Origin of the sequence: Sphaerotilus montanus, assembly GCF_013410775.1 — a bacterium.
GTDB lineage: Bacteria > Pseudomonadota > Gammaproteobacteria > Burkholderiales > Burkholderiaceae_C > Sphaerotilus > Sphaerotilus montanus.
Window position 1 is genome coordinate 793,557 of record NZ_JACCFH010000001.1, and the last position, 17,134, is coordinate 810,690.

Below are 17,134 nucleotides of genomic sequence, written 5' to 3' on the forward strand. Positions count from 1 at the left end.
CCATGCTTTACCGTGAGAACGGCCAGTTCAAGACCAGCTACGCGTCGGACCAGCAGATCTTCCCGATCACGCAGGACCGCCTCGGCGTGCTGGCACTGATCGCCTTCGCTGCGATCGCCGTGCCCTTCATGGCCTCGGAATACACCTTCCGGGCCGTGCTGATCCCCTTCCTGATCCTGTCGCTCGCGGCACTCGGGCTCAACATCCTGGTGGGCTACTGCGGCCAGATCTCGCTGGGTACCGGCGGCTTCATGGCGGTCGGCGCCTACGCGGCCTACAACTTCTTCGCCCGCATCGACGGCATGCCGCTGATCCCGGCCCTGCTGCTGGGGGGGGCCTGCTCGACGGTGCTGGGCGTGCTGTTCGGCATCCCGTCGCTGCGCATCAAGGGGCTGTACCTGGCAGTGGCCACGCTGGCGGCGCAGTTCTTCATCGACTGGAGCTTCCTGCGCATCAAGTGGTTCACGCTCGATTCGTCGTCGGGTTCGGTCAGCGTGTCAGGCCTGCAGGTGCTGGGCATGCCGATCGAGACCCCGGTGCAGAAGTACCTGTTCTGCCTGGCCTTCCTGTGCGTGTTCGGCCTGATGGCCAAGAACCTGGTGCGCAGCAACATCGGCCGCGAGTGGATGGCCATGCGCGACATGGACGTGGCCGCCGCCGTGATCGGCATCCGCCCGGTCTACGCCAAGCTGACCGCCTTCGCGGTGTCGAGCTTCATCGTCGGCGTGGCTGGCGGCCTGTGGGGCTTCGTGCACCTGGGTTCCTGGGAGCCGGCGGCCTTCTCGATCGACCGCTCCTTCCAGCTGCTGTTCATGGTGATCATCGGCGGGCTGGGCTCGATCATGGGCAGCTTCTTCGGCGCGGCCTTCATCGTGCTGCTGCCGATCTTCCTGGACAACGTGCCGCAGCTGTTCGGCATCCCGATCGACACCGCGCTGGCCGCCCACCTGACGTCGATGATCTTCGGCGCGCTGATCGTGTTCTTCCTGATCGTCGAGCCGCACGGGCTGGCCCGACTCTGGTCCATCGGCAAGGAAAAGCTCCGCCTGTGGCCGTTCCCGCACTGACCTGTCCCGTCCCACCTCAGTCCCACCTGACGTTGACCGTCACCACCACCCAGAGGCAGCCATGAAACTCCAGTTCAAGTCACTCGCCCTCGCTGCATCCATCGTTGCAGCCGTTGCAGGCGCTGTCGCCGCACCCGCCGCCTTCGCCCAGGCTGGCAAGGAGCAGTTCTTCCCGGTGCTGGTGTACCGCACGGGCCCCTACGCCCCCAACGGCGTGCCCTTCGCCAACGGCTATGTGGACTACCTGAAGCTCGTCAACGCCAATGGCGGCATCAACGGCGTGAAGATCTCGTTCGAGGAGTGCGAGACCGGCTACGCCACCGACCGCGGCGTCGAGTGCTACGAACGCATGAAGGGCAAGGGCGCGACCGTGTTCCAGCCGCTGTCCACCGGCATCACCTTCGCGCTGACCGAGAAAGCCCCCAACGACAAGATCCCGCTGATCACCGCCGGCTACGGCCGCAGCGAATCGGCCGACGGCGGCGTGTTCAAGTGGAACTTCCCGCTGCTGGGCACCTACTGGATCGCCGCCGATGCGCTGATCCAGCAGATCGGCAAGAAGGAAGGCGGCCTCGACAAGCTCAAGGGCAAGAAGATCACCCTCGTCTACCACGACTCGCCGTTCGGCAAGGAACCGATCCCGCTGATCCAGGAACGCGCCAGGACCCACGGTTTCGAGCTGCAGCTGCTGCCGGTGACCGCACCGGGCGTGGAGCAGAAGTCCACCTGGCTGCAGATCCGCCAGAGCCGTCCCGACTACGTGATGCTGTGGGGCTGGGGCGTGATGAACTCGACCGCGCTGAAGGAAGCAGTCGCCACCGGCTACCCGCGCGAGAAGATGTACGGCGTGTGGTGGGCCGGCGCCGAGCCGGACGTGAAGGACGTCGGCGACGCTGCCAAGGGCTACAACGCCGCCGCCATGCAGCACGGTGCACAGCCTGAAGCCAAGGTGGTGCAGGACATCCTCGCCAAGGTCCACGGCAAGAGCCAGGGCACGGGGCCGAAGGACGAGGTCGGCTCGGTGCTCTACATGCGCGGCATGCTGTCGTCCATGCTGGGCGTCGAAGGCGTCAGGCGCGCCCAGGAACGCTTCGGCAAGGGCAAGGTCATGACCGGCGAGCAGGTCCGCTGGGGTCTGGAGAACCTCGCGCTCGACCAGAAGAAGCTGGATGGCATGGGCTTCGCCGGCGTGATGCGCCCGGTCTCGACCAGCTGCCAGGACCACGTCGGTGCCGGCTGGGTGCGCGTGCACACCTGGGACGGCAAGAAGTGGAACTTCACCTCCGACTGGCTGCAGGCCGACGACATGATCCTCAAGCCGATGGTCCGTGCGGCCGCCGACAAGTACGCCGCCGAGAAGAAGATCGAGCGCCGCAAGCCGGAAGACTGCCAGTCCTGATCGGCTGATTGGCTGAACGTCCTGCGCCGCAACCCTAGGTGACACACGCCCCATGAGCACTCCGAACATTCTCCTGAACGTCAACGGCATCGAGGTGATCTACAACCACGTGATCCTCGTGCTCAAGGGCGTGTCCCTGCAGGTGCCCGAAGGCAAGGTCGTGGCCTTGCTGGGCGGCAACGGCGCGGGCAAGACGACCACGCTGCGCGCCATCAGCAACCTGCTGGCGGGCGAGCGGGGCGATGTCACCAAGGGCTCGATCGAGCTGCGCGGAGAGCGCATCGACAAGCTCTCCACCTCCGACATGGTCAACCGCGGGGTGGTGCAGGTCATGGAAGGCCGGCACTGCTTCGCGCACCTGAGCATCGAGGACAACCTGATGACCGGCGCCTACACCCGCAAGGACGGCAAGGCGGCGATCGAGCAGACGCTGGAGAAGGTCTACAACTACTTTCCCCGGCTGAAGACCCGCCGCACCAGCCAGGCCGCCTACACCTCGGGCGGCGAGCAGCAGATGTGCGCCATCGGCCGCGCGCTGATGGCCAACCCGAAGATGGTGCTGCTGGACGAGCCGTCGATGGGCCTGGCGCCGCAGATCGTGGAAGAGGTGTTCGAGATCGTGAAGGATCTGAACACCAAGGAAGGGGTCACCTTCCTGCTCGCCGAACAGAACACCAACATCGCGCTGCGCTATTCGGACTACGGGTACATCCTGGAAAACGGCCGCATCGTGATGGACGGTGAAGCCAAGGCCCTGCGCGAGAACGAGGACGTCAAGGAGTTCTACCTCGGCATGGGCGGCGGCGACCGCAAGAGCTTCAAGGACAACAAGAGCTACAAGCGCCGCAAGCGCTGGCTGGCCTGAGCTGTCGGTACCTCCCCGCCCATCCCCCTCCAAGAAAGGTTCGCGCCGTGAGCGAGTTCTACGACGCCCTGGAAACCCGCGCCCCTGCCCTGCGCGAGGCTGCACAATTTGCGGCCCTGCCGGAGCAGGTCGCCCGCGCGGCTGGCCGCACGCCGGCATTTGCCGCCATCCTGGCTGGCGTCGATGGCGCCAGCATCACCAGCCGTGCGGCCCTGGCCCGGCTGCCCGTCACCCGCAAGAGCGAACTGCTCGAACGCCAGAAGACCCTGCGCGGCCGTGATGCCTTCGGCGGCTTCTCCGCGATTGGCTGGACCGGCCAGCCCGCCGCCACCGGCGCCCGCCGCGTGTTCCAGTCACCAGGACCGATCTACGAACCGGAAGGTGCCGGCAGCGACTACTGGCGCATGGCCCGCGCGATCTTCGCCGCAGGCTTCCGCGCGGGCGACCTGATCCACAACAGCTTCAGCTACCACCTGACGCCAGCGGGTTCGATGATGGAAACCGGTGCGCATGCGCTGGGCTGTACCGTCTTTCCCGGCGGTGTCGGCAACACCGAGCTGCAACTGCAGGCGGTGTCGGAGCTGCGTCCACAGGGCTACATCGGGACGCCCAGCTTCCTGAAGATCATGGTCGAGAAGACCGCTGAAACCGGTGCCGACCTGTCCTCGATCACCAAGGCGCTGGTCAGTGGCGAGGCATTCCCGCCGTCCTTGCGCCACTGGCTGGCCGAGCACGGCATCGCAGGCTACCAGTGCTATGCCACCGCCGACCTGGGCCTGATCGCCTACGAGACCGCCGCCCGCGAAGGCCTGGTGATCGACGAAGGCGTGATCGTCGAGATCGTGCGCCCCGGCACGGGTGACCCGGTGCCGGACGGGGAAGTCGGCGAACTGGTGGTGACGACGCTCAACCCCGACTATCCGCTGATCCGTTTCGGCACGGGCGACCTCTCGGCCGTGCTGGCCGGAAGCTGCCCCACCGGCCGCACCGCACCGCGCATCAAGGGCTGGATGGGCCGCGCCGACCAGACCACGAAGGTGCGCGGCATGTTCGTGCATCCCTCGCAGGTGGCCGACGTGGTGCGGCGCCACCCCGAGATCACCCGCGCCCGACTGGTGGTCGAGGGCGAGATGGCCAACGACCGCATGACGCTGCACATCGAGTGCGACACGCCCCCCGAAGGACTGGCGGCACGCGTGGCGGAATCGGTGCGCGACGTGACCAAGCTGCGGGCGGACATCGTCCCCGTTGCTGCAGGCAGCCTGCCCAACGACGGCAAGGTGATCGAGGACCGGCGCAGCTACCATTGACATCCTCCCCGCCCTAAAGGACGGGGATTCCGGCGGGCGCGACCGCTTGCGCGGCCGAGCCTTCGGCGGGTTCCTGCTTCCTCGCGGCTGCGCGTCGTCCCCTCACGGGTCTGGCGCGTCTGACCTCCGCTCCACAGGCTTCGGGCCTTGCGACCCAGACCGCGTGTCCCGCGGCCAATATGTTCTTCGCGGCGTTCAGGTCCGCGTTCTCGCTGTGCCCGCACGCTTCGCACGCGAAGCGGGCTTGCGTCGGCCGGTTCTCTCTGGCGGTGTGCCCGCAGGCGCTGCACCGCTGGCTCGTGTACGCCGGGTCCCCTGGCACCACTGCACCACCTCGGGCCGCGGTCTTGTATTCCAGTTGTCGCCGTGCCTCGCCCCACGCCTGATCCAGGATCGAGCGATTCAGTCCCGCCTTCTGCCGCAGCTTCTTTCCTGGTGCGGTGGCCGTGCCCTTGGCGCTGGCGCTCATCGCCGCCACCTTCAGATCCTCGATCGCGATCACCGGATGCTCGTTCGCCCACCGCGTCGTCAGCTTGTGCAGCCAGTCGCTGCGCTGCGCCACGATCCGCGCATGCACCCTGCCCAGTCGGTCGATCGCCTTGCGCCGGTTCTTCGACCCCTTCACCTTGCGCGACACCGATCGCTGCACGCGCTTCAGGTACTTCTGCTGCCGCTTCAACGCATTCAGCGGCGCCACGCACTCCCCGTCTGTCGTCGCGGCGAACAGCGTCACCCCGAAATCGATCCCCAGCGTCGGCACCAGCCCCGCCGCCGGGATCACGTCAGCTTGTTCAACTTGGATCGACACGAACCAGCGGCCCCGCTCCTGTGTCAGCGTCCAGTTCCGAACCTCTCCCTGCACAGGCTGCGACTGGCGCATCCGCACCCAGCCGAGTTTCGGTGGCTTCAGGCGCTGGTTGTCCAGGTCGAGCTTGCAGTCCGAGGCTTTCGGGAACCGCAGTCCGGCATCTTGGCCTCGCCCGCGAAACCGGGGATAGCCGCCCTGGCCCTCGAAGAAGCGCCGGTAGCTCGCCTCCAGTCGCTTCAGCGTTTGCTGCTGCGTCTGCACCGGCGTTTCAGCCAGCCACGCCGTGTCCGGGTCGTTGCGCCACACTGTCAGCCAGCGGCACATCACCGCGTAACCCGAGAACTTCTCGCCCGCCGCCCTCAGCCGCTGCTGTTCGCCGATGGCCCGGTTCCACACCCAGCGGCACGCGCCAGCGAACCGGCGCAAGGCGTGCGCAGTGCCGGGCTTGGGGCGCAACTGGAAGCGGAAGGCTCGAATGGACATGATCGATACTGTATACAAAGCCAGTCAACCATGCCACAGGAAACTCATCCACCAAGCCAACGGCTCGCTGCGCGAGCCTGCGCTCTACCTCCCCGCCCTGAAGGACGGGGCTTCTCGCGCTTTCTGGTGAACGGGCGGTCAGCCTGCACGAACCACCGTGCGTTACGTAGTTCCCGAAGTGCATCCTCTTCGGACTGCCGCTAGGATGCGGCGCACTCACCCGGAACCTCGACTTCCCGCGTCACTGGAGACACCATGAAGCACCTGATCACCGCCGTCGCACTGGCCGCCCTGTCCCTGGGCGCCTCGGCCCAGACCTACCCCGGTGACAAGCCGGTCACGATCATCGTGCCGTTCGCGGCCGGTGGCCCGACGGACAAGGTGGCGCGCGATCTGGCCGAAGCCATGCGCAAGCCCCTGGGCGGGCAGGTGATCATCGAGAACGTCGCCGGCGCTGGCGGCACGCTCGGCCACACCAAGGTCGCCAAGGCCAGCCCGGACGGCTACACCCTGCTGCTGGCCCACGTCGCGATGGCCACGGCGCCGGCGCTGTACCGCAAGATGCAGTACGACGCGCTGACCGATTTCGAATACCTCGGCCTGATCAATGAAGTGCCGATGACGCTGATCGGCCGTCCGAGCCTGCCGGCGACCAACTACGCCGACCTCACCAAGTGGCTCGACGCCAACAAGGGCAAGATCAATCTGGCCAACGCCGGTCTGGGATCGGCCTCGCACCTGTGCGGTCTGCTGTTCCAGCAGAGCATCAAGATCGACATGACCACCGTGCCGTACAAGGGCACCGGCCCGGCCATGACCGACCTGATCGGCGGCCAGGTCGACCTGATGTGTGACCAGACCACCAACACGACTGGCCAGATCACGTCCGGCAAGGTCAAGGCCTATGCCGTCACCACGAACAAGCGCCTGGGCACCGACAGCCTCAAGAACCTGCCGACGCTCAACGAGTCGGGTCTGAAGGGCTTCAACGTCACGATCTGGCACGGCCTGTACGCGCCCAAGGGCACCCCGAAAGCGGTGCTGGACAAGGTCAACGCGGCCATGAAGGTGGCGCTGAAGGATGCCGACTTCATCAAGCGTGAAGAAGCCCTGGGCGCCGACATCGTCGATGACGCCCGCGTCAATCCGGCCGAGCACAAGAAGTTCGTCGAGGCCGAGATCGCCAAGTGGGGCCCGGTCATCAAGGCCGCTGGCCAGTACGCCGACTGAGGCGGAGCCACCGCGCGTCTGCCGCAGGCCGAAGGCCGCCCCGCCCGGGCGGCCTTTTGCTTGGCGGCCCGGCGATTCAGCATCGATTCAGTCCGCAAGACTCCAATCAGCAGCCCGATACCCGCCATGATCCCGACCATGCATGTGCTGCTGCTTGAAGACGACATCGACCTGGGACAGGCCGTCACCGACCACCTGGAGGCCGCCGGTCACCAGGTGCACTGGTGCAAGCTGATCGCCCAGGCGCGGGAGCCCCGCCCGGCGGATTTCGCGATGCTGGACCTCCAGCTGCCCGACGGCGATGCACTCGGCCTGCTGCGCCAGTGGCGCGCCGCGGGACTGCGCCTGCCGGTGCTGGTGATGACGGCACGTGACCAGGTCAGCGACCGCATCCGCGGTCTCGAAGCCGGTGCGGACGACTACCTCGTCAAGCCCTTCGATCTCGACGAGATGCTGGCGCGCATGTCGGCCATCCAGCGGCGCTCGACGCCGAGCCCCCACCTCAAGGTCCAGGACTGCGAGTTCGACCTGGCCAATCTGCGGGCCTGGCGGCGCGGCTCGGGGGTGGACCTGACCGCGATGGAGTGGACGGTGCTGCGGGTGCTCTGCGGCCACATCGGCCGCATCTACAGCCGCAACGACATCGAATCGACGCTGGTGTCCGAGGGGCTGCTCGCGGGCGAGAGCAACACGCTGGAGGTCATCATCAGCCGCCTGCGCAAGAAACTCGGCGCCACGCTGATCACCACCCACCGCGGACTGGGATACCGCCTTGACGCCTGACGCCCCCCCGCCAGCCACGCAGGCCGGCACCGCTCCTGCCGCCCGGCACAGCCTGGAATCCCGGCTGCATGTGCGGCTGCTGCTGGTGCTGGGCATGCTGTGGCTGGTGGCGGCGGCCGTGGCCATCTTCGAGGTGCGCAAGGAAACCAACGAGGTGCTCGATCTGGCACTGGCGGAAAACGCCGAGCGCCTGCTCACGCTGCTGCCGCTGCACCTGCCCGAAGATCCCCTGGACGCCGACCGTGCCCGGATCGACAGCATCGGCCTGCGGCGGGACAGCTCGGCACCGATCGTCGTCTACCAGGTGCTCGCCCTGGACAACCGGGTGCTGCTGCGTTCGTCCCACGCACCGACCACGGCGCTGGCCCCCGGCGCCCGCGAGGGCATGAGCCTGCACGGTGACTGGCGCGTGGCCACCGTCACCCACCAGGGCCGCCGCGCGCAGTTCGCCGAGGCCGTCTGGCACCGCAAGTCCACACTGGAGCAGGCCTCCGTGACGCTGCTCATCCCACTGCTGCTGCTGCTGCCGCTGGCGGCGATGGTGCTGCACCAGGTGGTGCGCAAGACCTTCCGGCAACTGCAGCCCGTGCAGGAAGAGCTCGCCCGGCGCTCCGCCCACGACCTGCAGCCCGTCTCGCTGCAGGAGACCCCCATCGAGCTGCACCCGCTGATGGAGACCGTCAACGGTCTGATGGCACGCGTGCAGGCGCTGCTGGCCGCCGAGCGGAGCTTCTCTGCCAAGATGGCCCATGAGCTGCGCACCCCGCTGGCCGCCGCCCGTGCGCAGGCCCAGCGCCTGGCCCAGGAAACCGAGGACGAACGGGCCCGCGAGCGCTCCCAGACCCTGGTGCGCCAGCTCGACCGCCTGACCCATCTGGCCACGCGGCTGCTGCAGATCGCGCGGGTGGATTCCGGCGTCGCGCTGCAGCGCCAGTCGATCGACCTGCGTCAGCTCGCGCAGATGGTGGTCGACGAATTCCCGCAGTCGCGCGACAACACCCACCAGCTGCGCCTGATCACCGACACCTCGCCCGCGCGGGTCATGGGCGACATCGACGCGCTCGGCATCGCCGTGCGCAATCTGATCGACAACGCGCTGAAGCACGCTGGCGGCGAGGCCAGCGTGGTGGTGCGGGTGCTGCCCGACGAGATCTCGGTCACCGACGACGGTCCCGGTGCGCCGGGCGTGGACCTGGCCGCGCTGACCCGCCCCTTCGAGCGCGGCAGCACGCTGGCGCGCGGCAGCGGCCTGGGGCTGTCGCTGGTCCAGACCATCGCGCGGCAGTCGGGGGCGGAACTGCTGCTGACCTCGCCCGTGTCGGACGGGCGCGGCTGGCGCGCCTGCCTGTGGTTCAAGCCACCAGCGTGACGCGGGCGAACTTGCGCTTGCCGACCTGCACGACGTAGGTGCCGGCCTCCACGCGCAGCGCCTTGTCGCTGATGGTGGTGCCGTCGATGCGCACGCCGTTCTGCTCGATCAGGCGCTGGCCTTCGCCGCCCGAGGCCACGAGACCCGCCTGGCGCAGCAGCGCCGAGATGCCGAGCGGCGCTCCGGACAGGGACACCTCCGGCAGGACATCCGGCACGCCGCCGCGGGCGCGGTTCTGGAAGTCCTGCTCGGCCGCGTCGGCCGCCGCGGCACCGTGGAAGCGTGCCGTGATCTCCTTGGCGAGCAGCACCTTGGCGTCCTTGGGGTTGCGCCCCGCCTCGACCTCGGCCTTCAGCGCCGCGATGTCGGCCTCGCTGCGGAAGCTCAGCAGCGTGTAGTAGGTCCACATCAGCGTGTCGCTGATCGACAGCAGCTTGGCGTACATCGCGTTCGCCGGCTCGCTGATGCCGATGTAGTTGCCCTTGGACTTGGACATCTTCTCGACGCCATCCAGCCCGACCAGCAGCGGCATGGTCAGGATGCACTGCGGTTCCTGGCCATATTCCTGCTGCAGGTGGCGTCCCATCAGCAGATTGAACTTCTGGTCCGTGCCGCCCAGTTCCAGATCCGACTGCAGCGCCACCGAGTCATACCCCTGCATGAGGGGGTAGAGAAACTCGTGGACCGAGATCGGCGTGCCGGCCTTGAAACGGTTGGTGAAATCGTCGCGTTCCATCATCCGGGCCACGGTGTAGCGCGATGCCAACGCGATCAGGCCCCGCGCACCCAGCGGATCGGACCATTCAGAGTTGTAACGAATCTCGGTACGCGCCGGATCCAGCACCAGGCTGGCCTGGCGGTAGTAGGTCTCCGCATTAGCCTTGATCTGCTCGGCCGTCAAGGGCGGGCGGGTCGTGTTTCTGCCAGAAGGGTCACCGATCATCGAGGTGAAGTCGCCGATCAGGAAGATCACGGTGTGACCCAGGTCCTGCAGCTGGCGCAGCTTGTTGAGGACCACCGTGTGACCCAGGTGGATGTCCGGCGCGGTCGGATCCAGCCCCAGCTTGATGCGCAGCGGCTGGCCGGTGCGGTGCGAACGCTGCAGCTTGGCCACCCATTCCGCACGCGGCAGCAGCTCTTCGCAACCCCGCAACGTGACATCCAGTGCGGATTGCACGGATTCTTCTATTTCACTTAAATCATGGGACATGACGAAACGGGGGGTTATTAGTTCGTAACTTTGGCACGTCTCGGTATACTGCGCCGACTTCGAGTTGGCCCGGATTCTAGAGTGTCCCGTGCCTGTTCCAGAGCAGAACAGGCCAGACATCTCCAAGGGGGAGGACGGTGCCGATAGATCAATCCGGACTGGCGTGTCCCGCGCCCGTCACGAACAAAGAACAGACTCGTGAACAATCTGGGCGAAAAAGCGCGCCTGCATCTGGCGCACGCAGACCTCACCGTTCGTCGGCATCCGAAGACGTTCAGTGCCATCGTCACCGCCGTGCTGACCCTCAGCGGTGTCACGGCGTTTGGTGTCGCACCACTGAGCATGGTCGACTCGACGCCGAAGAACATCCAGATGGTCACCGAGTCGGTTTCGCCCGAAGGTCTGGCCGAGCAGGCCGAGGCCCTGGCGGACTACGAGATGCTGCTGCACCGCAGCGACCTGACCCGCTCCACCGACACCGCCGACACCCTGCTGCGCCGCCTGGGTATTTCCGATCCGGAAGCATCCGCATTCTTGCGCAAGGATCCCGTGGCCCGCACCATCCTTTCGGGCAGGCCGGGCAAGATGCTGCGGGCGGTCACCGAGTCGACCCCCGGCGGCGGCGAACTGCAGGAGCTGGTCGCACGCGGCCCCGCCAGCGATGCAGCCCGCACCGGCACCCACTTCACGCGCATCACCGTGCGCCGCGCCGAGCAGGGCCTGAGCGCGGTCAGCGAGCAGGTACCGATGAAGATCGAGACCCGCAGTGGCGCCGCCACCGTCACGTCCACGCTGTTCGCCGCGACCGACGAGGCCCGCATGCCCGACAACATCACGAGCCAGATGGCCGAGATGTTCGACAACGACGTGGACTTCCGCAAGGAAATCCAGCGCGGCGACAGCTTCGCGGTCGTCTACGAGACCATGACCGCCGACGGCGAGCCGGTCACCTGGGCGGGCACCGCAGGGCGCGTGCTGGCGGGCCGGTTCATCCACGGCAGTCAGACCTACGAAGCCGTCTGGTTCCAGGAGCCCGGCAAGAAGGGCGAGTACTACAGCCTCAAGGGCCAGGGCAAGCAGAAGGCCTTCATGGCGTCGCCGCTCGCCTTCTCCCGCGTGACCTCGGGTTTCGCCATGCGCTTCCACCCGATCCTGCAGACATGGCGCGCCCACCTCGGCGTGGACATGGGTGCGCCCAGCGGCACGCCCGTGCGCACGGTCGGCAACGGTGTGGTGAACTTCGCCGGCGTGCAGAACGGCTATGGCAATGTGGTCGTCATCGGACACAGCGCCGGGCGCGAAACCGTCTACGCCCACCTCAGCCGCATCGACGTGAGCAAGGGGGCGAAGGTGTCCCAAGGCGCCGTGATCGGCGCGGTCGGCGCCACCGGCTGGGCCACGGGTCCGCACCTGCACTTTGAATTCAAGGTCAAGGGCGCCCAAGTCAACCCGTCGCAAATTGCCCGCGCGTCCGAAACGTCGGAGCTGTCGCCCGCTGTTCGCGTGCGCTTCGACGTGCATGCCAAGCAGATGCACGCCCAGCTGGTGGAGTCGATCTCCCGCCCGGTCGGAAAGCTGGCCCGCGTGGAATGACCGACGTCCGTCCCGACGCGCTCTTCATCGGCCTGATGTCGGGCACGTCGCTGGACGGCGTCGATGGCGTGCTCTGCCGCATCGGCGCCGATGGCTGCTGGCACGGCGTCCTCGCGCATGCCCACCGGCCGTTTTCTGAACCGCTGCGTGGCGCCCTGATGGCGCTGCAATCCAGCGGCCCGGACGAACTGCACCGCGCCGCCCTCGCCGGCAACGCACTGGCCCTGGCCTATGCCGAGGTCGTGCAGGCGCTGCTCGACACCAGCCAGATGCCGGCCACCGCCGTGCGGGCCATCGGCGCCCACGGCCAGACGGTGCGCCACCAGCCCGGCCTGCACGACGGCATCGGCTACACGCTGCAACTCGGCAACGCCGCCCTGCTCGCCGAGCGCACCGGCATCGACGTCATCGCCGACCTGCGCAGCCGCGACGTCGCCGCAGGTGGCCAGGGTGCGCCGCTGGTGCCGGTCTTCCACCAGCACGTCTTCGGCCGACCCGACGCCACGCGCGCCGTCGTCAACATCGGCGGCATCAGCAACCTGACCATCCTGCGGCCCGGAGAGCCGGCCCGCGGCTTCGACTGCGGACCCGGCAATGCGCTGATGGACCACTGGATCCACCGCCACCACGGCCGCGCCTACGACGACCGCGGCACCTGGGCGGCCAGCGGCACGGCCTCGCCCGCCCTGCTGGCCGACCTGCTGGCGCAACCCTATTTCGCCCAGCAGCCGCCCAAGAGCACCGGGCGCGACCTGTTCCATCCCGCATGGCTGCAGGAGCGGCTGGACGCGCTCGCCCGGACCGGCGCACCCGTGCCGTCCCGCGCCGACGTCCAGGCGACGCTGTGCGAGTTCACCGCCGCGGCCATCGCCGACGACGTGCGCCGCCACGCGCCCGATGCAGCCGATCTGCTGGTGTGTGGCGGGGGCGCCTTCAACGACACGCTGATCACGCGCCTGAAGGCCCTTCTGCCCGGTCTGGCGATCCTTTCCACCGAGGCGGAGGGCCTGCCCGCGCTGGAAGTCGAGGCGGCGGCCTTTGCCTGGCTGGCCCACATGCATGTGCATCGGCGCGCTGCGAACGAGCCGGCGGTGACGGGGGCGACGGGGTTGCGGGTGCTGGGGGCGTGTTACCCCAGCGGTCCGGACTGCCGCTGAAGGCCCCCACTGTTGCAGGACGCGAAACACTGACTTGGCGCCCACAGGCATTCCGCTGCCTGGCAGGCGAGGCCACAGTCACGTCATGCATTGGCCATGTGGCCGAGCTGCTCCCCGGCACCTTGTTGCCCGGGAGCCCTCCACATCACCGAGATGACCGCCATGTCCATCACCCTCCACGGCTTCCCGCTCTCCGGCCACTCGCACCGCGTTCAACTCGCGCTGTCCCTGATGGGACTGCCGCATCAGGTGGTGCAGGTCGACCTGAAGAACGGCGCGCACAAGTCGCCCGAGTTCCTCCAGCTCAACCCGTTCGGCCAGGTGCCAGTGCTCGACGACGGCGGCACCACGCTGTTCGACTCCAACGCCATCCTGGTCTACCTGGCCACGAAGTACGACGCCGACCACCGCTGGCTGCCGCGCGACCCCAAGGGTCAGGCCGACGTGCAGGCCTGGTTGTCGGTGGCGGCCGGACAGATTGCCTTCGGCCCGGCGGCGGCGCGCCTGATCACGGTGTTCGGCGCCAGGATCAACCCGGAAGACGTGATCGGCCGCGCGCATGGCCTGCTCAAGGTGATGGACGCACAACTGGCCGCGCGCCACTTCCTCGTCGGCAACAGCGCCACGCTGGCCGACATCGCCGGCTACAGCTATGTCTCGGCCGCACCGGAAGGCAACGTGGACCTCGCGGCCTACCCGAACGTGCGCGCCTGGCTGGCCCGCGTGGAAGCGCTGCCCGGCTTCGTGCCGTTCCAGAAGACGCCGGTCGGTCTGGCCGCCTGACAGCCTGATCGTCACAGACTGCGCCACCCCGGGAGCCGACCATGGACACCGCCATCACACGCCAGGACAACCCCTTCCACGCCGGCGAGCAGGCGGTGCACGAACGGCTGGGCATCCGCGAACGCATGGTCAGCCTGGGGCAGCGTGTCATCCGCACCGCGATGCCCGAGCAGCACCAGCGCTTCTTCGAGCAGCTGCCGTTCCTGCTGGCAGGCTCGGTGGACGGTGCAGGCCGGCCCTGGGCTTCGGTGCTGGTGGGTCGGCCCGGATTCGTGCAGGCGCCGGACGCCAGGCGGCTGGACTTCCACGCGCGGCCGATTCCCGGCGACCCACTGGCCGAAGGCCTGGTCCCGGGCGCGCAGCTGGGCTTCCTGGGCATCGAGCTGCACACGCGACGGCGCAACCGCGTCAACGGCCATGTCGTGGCCACCGATGCGGGAGGCTTCAGCGTCGAGGTCGACCAGTCGGTGGGCAACTGCCCGCAGTACATCCAGGGGCGCGCGTGCACCTGGGTGCGCGATGCCGCTGACCTGCGGCCGCGCGGCACCGAGGCCCTCAGCGCGCTGGACGCCGATGCACGCGCGCTCATCGCACGCTCGGACACCCTGTTCATCGCCACCCAGGCGCCCGCCACCGCGGACGGTGCCGACGTGGCAACCGGCCGCGGTGCCGATGTCTCGCACCGCGGCGGGCGGCCTGGTTTCGTGAAGATCGAGGACGCGCACACCTTCCTCGTGCCCGACTTCACCGGCAACTTCTTCTTCATGACCTTGGGCAACCTGCAGCTGAACCCGCGCGCCGGCGTGCTGTTCATCGACTTCGAGACCGGCGACCTGCTCACGCTGACCGGCACGGCCGAAGTGGTGTGGGAGGGGGAGGCGCTGAAGGCCTTCGACGGCGCCGAACGCGCGTGGCGCTTCCGCCTCGACGGCGGCTGGCGGCTGCGTGAGGCGCTGCCGCTGCGCTGGGCGTTCCGCGACTTCTCGCCCCACTCGACCCTCACCGGCACCTGGGCCGAGGCCGAGGCACGCCGCGAGGCCCAGGGCCTGGCGCAGACCTGGCGGCCCTACCAGGTCACGCGCGTCGTCGACGAGAGCCACGTCATCCGATCCTTCCACCTCACACCGGCCGACGGCCATGCGGTCCCGCCCTTCCAGGCCGGGCAGCACCTGCCGATCCGCCTGAACACCACGGCGGGTGAGGTGCTGCACCGGACCTACACCCTCTCGCAGGCGCCCAGCGACGAAGGCCTGCGCCTGAGCGTCAAGCGCGAGGGCACGGCCTCTCGCCATCTGCACGACCACGTGCGCGCGGGCGACGTGATCGAGGCGCTGGGCCCGCGCGGCCAGTTCACGATCGACGCGCAGCTGCGTCGCCCGGCCGTGCTGATCGGTGCCGGCGTGGGCATCACGCCGATGGTGGCGTTTGCGCGCCACCTGGTCGCCGAAGGGTTCCGCCGCCGGCGCACGCGGCCGCTGCACCTGGTTCAGGTGGCGCGCGACGCGTCGCTGCGCGCATTCGGGGACGAGCTGAACGACCTCGTGCAGCGCGCCAAGGGTGCGATGCAGCTGCACGTGGTGCTGGACAGCGGGGAGGGTGCCCCCGAGGGCGCGCACCCCGGCCCGCTGACGATCGACCGGTTGAAGTCGCTGCTGCCCTTCGACGACCACGAGTTCTTTCTCTGCGGCCCACTCAGTTTCATGCAGGCGCTGTACGACGGCCTGCGCGACCTGGGTGTTCGCGACACCCGCATCCAGGCCGAGGCCTTCGGGCCGTCGTCGCTGAAGCGACGCTCGGACGGCCAAGCCGCGGCGTCGCCCCCACCGTTGCCGCCGGCCCAGCACGCCACCGTGCGCTTCACGCGCAGCGGCGATGCGGCCGCGTGGACACCCGAACGCGGCACGCTGCTGGCGTTCGCGGAAGGCCAGGGCTTGAATCCGCCCTTCTCATGCCGTGCCGGGCATTGCGGGTCGTGTGCCACGCGTCTGACAGCCGGCCGGGTGACCTATGCCGAGCCCACGGCGTGGCGCCCCGCCGACGGCGAGGTGCTGCTGTGCTGCGCGGTGCCGGCGGCGGGCGACGGGGCGCACATCGAACTGGACCTTTGACGAAGCCCCGCAACGCACACGATGGACACGCCCACCTGGCCGTCAGTTCAGGGCTGGATCGGCACGCAGCATGTCCACCGCCAGATCGATGAAGGCGCGCACCTTCTGCGTCGCACGCCGCCCCTCGTGGTGCAACACGTGCACCGGCAGCGGCGCCCCTTCGAATTTCTCCAGCAGGATCTGCAGCGCGCCGCTGCGCACATGCGCCGCCACCTGGTAGCTCAACAGCCGCGTGATGCCCAGGCCCGCCACCGCCGCGGCGATGGCCGAGTCGTTTGTCGTCGTGCGCAGCCGCGGCTGCAGGCGCTGCAGCAAGGGCTTGCCGCCATCGTTGAAGCGCCATTCCGACACCGGGGTCACGCCCGAGGCCGACACGATGGCGTGCCGGGCCAGCTCTTCCGGGCGCCGTGGCATACCCTGCGCCTCCAGATAGGCGGGGGCAGCCACCAGCACACGACGAACGCGCCCGACGCGCGCAGCCTGCAGCGACGAGTCGGGCAGTTCGCCGATGCGCACCGCCACGTCGACCCCCTCCTCGACGACGTTGACCACGCGGTCCAGGAACAGGCACTGCGCATCGACCTCGGGGTATTGCTGCAGGTAACGCACCAGGATCGGCGTCACGTACAGCTGGCCGAACAGCACCGGCGCCGTCAGCGAGAGCGTGCCCGGCGGCGCGGCGTGGGTGCCCGTGGCCAGCGTCTCTGCCTCGTCGATGTCGGCCAGGATGCGGCGGCAGTCTTCCGCAAAGCGCGCGCCCGCGTCGGTGACGCGCACGATGCGGGTGGTGCGCGTCAGCAGGCGCAGGCCTAACCGTTCTTCCAGTTCCGCAACCGCCCGCGTCACCACCGGCGGCGACAGGTTGAGCTTGCGGGCCGCACGGGCAAAGCCGCCGCTGTCGACGACGGCGACGAAGGTGGTCATGGCTTGCAGGCGGTCCATACTGTTTCCGTTTCAGAAAGTCTGTCT

General features: G+C 68.4%; 14 protein-coding genes. 11 read left to right on the plus strand and 3 right to left on the minus strand.

All coding sequences use genetic code 11. The features are described 5' to 3' along the window. Window positions 1–2 precede the first annotated feature (2 nt). The 4 genes from BDD16_RS03465 to BDD16_RS03480 all read left to right on the plus strand — a co-directional run bounded on the left by BDD16_RS03465 (window position 3) and on the right by BDD16_RS03480 (window position 4,641). Complete coding sequence (locus BDD16_RS03465) at window positions 3–1,067, plus strand: branched-chain amino acid ABC transporter permease (RefSeq protein WP_179632659.1); 1,065 nt, start codon at window positions 3–5, stop codon at window positions 1,065–1,067. Between the two features lie 61 nt (window positions 1,068–1,128). Next, window positions 1,129–2,466, plus strand: a complete 1,338-nt coding sequence (locus BDD16_RS03470) for an ABC transporter substrate-binding protein (RefSeq protein ID WP_179632660.1) — start codon at window positions 1,129–1,131, stop codon at window positions 2,464–2,466. A gap of 52 nt (window positions 2,467–2,518) precedes the next feature. Continuing rightward, window positions 2,519–3,331, plus strand: coding sequence for an ABC transporter ATP-binding protein (locus BDD16_RS03475; protein ID WP_179632661.1), 813 nt, complete (start codon window positions 2,519–2,521; stop codon window positions 3,329–3,331). Between the two features lie 47 nt (window positions 3,332–3,378). Beyond that, complete coding sequence (locus tag BDD16_RS03480; protein WP_179632662.1) at window positions 3,379–4,641, plus strand: phenylacetate--CoA ligase family protein; 1,263 nt, start codon at window positions 3,379–3,381, stop codon at window positions 4,639–4,641. 13 nt (window positions 4,642–4,654) lie between these two features. Here the strand turns inward: BDD16_RS03480 and BDD16_RS03485 are convergent, their stop codons facing one another. Then, the gene (locus tag BDD16_RS03485) at window positions 4,655–5,932 is read right to left on the minus strand and encodes an RNA-guided endonuclease InsQ/TnpB family protein (RefSeq protein WP_179632663.1); all 1,278 of its coding nucleotides are present in this window, start codon (window positions 5,930–5,932) and stop codon (window positions 4,655–4,657) included. Window positions 5,933–6,187: 255 nt separating this feature from the next. Here BDD16_RS03485 and BDD16_RS03490 point away from each other — a divergent pair, with 255 nt between their 5' ends. The 3 genes from BDD16_RS03490 to BDD16_RS03500 all read left to right on the plus strand — a co-directional run bounded on the left by BDD16_RS03490 (window position 6,188) and on the right by BDD16_RS03500 (window position 9,314). Continuing rightward, the gene (locus BDD16_RS03490; RefSeq protein ID WP_179632664.1) at window positions 6,188–7,162 is read left to right on the plus strand and encodes a tripartite tricarboxylate transporter substrate-binding protein; all 975 of its coding nucleotides are present in this window, start codon (window positions 6,188–6,190) and stop codon (window positions 7,160–7,162) included. Window positions 7,163–7,300: 138 nt separating this feature from the next. Continuing rightward, a complete protein-coding gene (locus tag BDD16_RS03495; protein ID WP_179635975.1) occupies window positions 7,301–7,945 on the plus strand; it encodes a response regulator transcription factor in 645 nt (214 codons plus the stop codon). Next, window positions 7,935–9,314, plus strand: coding sequence for a sensor histidine kinase (locus BDD16_RS03500; protein WP_179632665.1), 1,380 nt, complete (start codon window positions 7,935–7,937; stop codon window positions 9,312–9,314). Before BDD16_RS03495 ends, BDD16_RS03500 begins: the two co-directional genes overlap by 11 nt. On the opposite strand, the gene tyrS is transcribed toward BDD16_RS03500, so the two are convergent. Next, on the minus strand, window positions 9,298–10,524 hold the full coding sequence (gene tyrS / locus BDD16_RS03505; protein ID WP_179632666.1) for a tyrosine--tRNA ligase: 1,227 nt from the start codon (window positions 10,522–10,524) through the stop codon (window positions 9,298–9,300). The two genes, BDD16_RS03500 and tyrS, sit on opposite strands and share 17 nt — an antisense overlap. A 198-nt stretch (window positions 10,525–10,722) precedes the next feature. Here tyrS and BDD16_RS03510 point away from each other — a divergent pair, with 198 nt between their 5' ends. The 4 genes from BDD16_RS03510 (at window position 10,723) to BDD16_RS03525 (ending at window position 16,165) form a co-directional block, all read left to right on the plus strand. After that, window positions 10,723–12,117, plus strand: a complete 1,395-nt coding sequence (locus BDD16_RS03510) for a peptidoglycan DD-metalloendopeptidase family protein (RefSeq protein ID WP_310732802.1) — start codon at window positions 10,723–10,725, stop codon at window positions 12,115–12,117. After that, window positions 12,114–13,274, plus strand: a complete 1,161-nt coding sequence (locus BDD16_RS03515; RefSeq protein ID WP_179632667.1) for an anhydro-N-acetylmuramic acid kinase — start codon at window positions 12,114–12,116, stop codon at window positions 13,272–13,274. The genes BDD16_RS03510 and BDD16_RS03515 overlap by 4 nt, the downstream gene beginning before the upstream one ends. A gap of 168 nt (window positions 13,275–13,442) precedes the next feature. After that, window positions 13,443–14,057: a glutathione S-transferase family protein gene (locus tag BDD16_RS03520; RefSeq protein ID WP_310732803.1), complete on the plus strand. Its 615-nt coding sequence runs from the start codon at window positions 13,443–13,445 to the stop codon at window positions 14,055–14,057. A 41-nt stretch (window positions 14,058–14,098) separates the two neighbouring features. Then, window positions 14,099–16,165, plus strand: coding sequence for a 2Fe-2S iron-sulfur cluster-binding protein (locus BDD16_RS03525; RefSeq protein WP_179632669.1), 2,067 nt, complete (start codon window positions 14,099–14,101; stop codon window positions 16,163–16,165). A gap of 42 nt (window positions 16,166–16,207) precedes the next feature. Here BDD16_RS03525 and BDD16_RS03530 read toward each other — a convergent pair whose 3' ends face one another. After that, entirely contained in the window at window positions 16,208–17,107 is a 900-nt protein-coding gene (locus tag BDD16_RS03530) for a LysR family transcriptional regulator (RefSeq protein ID WP_179632670.1), read from the minus strand. Between the last annotated feature and the right edge of the window lie 27 nt (window positions 17,108–17,134).